The 1,116-nt window shown below is 36.4% G+C and carries 1 protein-coding gene and 2 pseudogenes; 1 reads left to right on the forward strand and 2 read right to left on the reverse strand.

Annotation, left to right across the window (positions count from 1 at the left end; translation table 11 throughout):
• Window positions 1-125: pseudogene (locus HLH16_RS12535) on the reverse strand (transposase); the annotation flags it as partial.
• Window positions 126-189: 64 nt separating this feature from the next.
• Here HLH16_RS12535 and HLH16_RS12540 point away from each other — a divergent pair.
• Window positions 190-991, forward strand: a protein-coding gene (locus HLH16_RS12540; RefSeq protein ID WP_171529573.1) for an IS5 family transposase whose coding sequence is annotated in 2 segments (ribosomal slippage) — window positions 190-453 and window positions 455-991 — 801 coding nt in all. Because the reading frame shifts where the segments join, the coding sequence is not laid out codon by codon here.
• A gap of 2 nt (window positions 992-993) precedes the next feature.
• Here the strand turns inward: HLH16_RS12540 and HLH16_RS12545 are convergent.
• Window positions 994-1,116: pseudogene (locus tag HLH16_RS12545) on the reverse strand (transposase); the annotation flags it as partial.

Here is a 1,116-nt window from a genome sequence, read left to right on the forward strand (position 1 = left end):
CTAGGATAAGTAATTAAATCGATATCTTGCTCTAATAATTTGGTTTTTATTGATTTTCCAATATAACCTCTATCTCCATAAACAGTTGCCAATAAGCCATCAACTAATTCTTCGATTTTTCTAAGAGCCTATCCAGTATTAATTTCATTCTTTTTAGCAATTGAAAAAATAATTTGTTAAATTTCCCTCATGAGAAAACCATATCCCAGCGACATTAGTCGAGAAGCCTTTAAAGAAATTGAACCGTTACTATTGAGCGGAAGAAAACAAACACGTCCAAGAGTCGTTGATGTCTATGAAGTGTTTTGCGCATTGCTCTATATTCTAAAAAGTGGATGCCAATGGAGTATGCTTCCTCGAGACTTCCCAGCTAAAAGCACCGTGCATTATTACTTCTCGATTTGGAATAAAAAACCATCAGAAACTGAACCTAGCATACTTGAGCAAGCTTTAAAAAAATGTGGTTGGCGAGGCCCGTATCAGCAATGGACGGAAAGAACAAACGAGCTTTATCATCATTGATTCACAAAGTGTGAAAAACACAGATACTGCACGTGATAAAGGCTATGACGCTGGTAAAAAAGTTTCAGGGATTAAAAGACATATTATTGTTGATACTCAAGGTCTCCCGCATGGAATATTGGTTACGACAGCAGATAAAACGGATCGTCAAGGTGCATTAGATGCCATAACTTTACATAGAGATACCTTACAAAATGTAGAGGTTGTACTTGTTGATGGTGGTTATACAGGCGAACCCTTTTCTTTGGCTGTTAAGAATTTAATTAGAGCTCGAGTTGAAGTTGCTAAACGAAGTGAATTACATAAATTTGCAGTCATTCCTCAACGTTGGGTTGTTGAAAGATCATTTGCTTGGTTGGAAAAATGCAGAAGACTTTGGAAAAACTGTGAAAGATACCTAAATACGAGCCTGCAATTCGTTAATTTAGCCTTTTTAAGGTTGCTTTTGCATAGAAAATATTCTGGATAGGTTCTAATGTCTGCAATGTGTCCAGGGGATAAAACTGTATTCACAATTTGTCCTTCACTATTCATGAGAAGGTGTAATTTGCAACCATAAAACCAGTCTATAGAACTTTTGCCACGAGAAGCAAT

The sequence above is a fragment of the Acinetobacter sp. ANC 5378 genome, assembly GCF_013004315.1.
Classification (GTDB): Bacteria; Pseudomonadota; Gammaproteobacteria; order Pseudomonadales; family Moraxellaceae; genus Acinetobacter.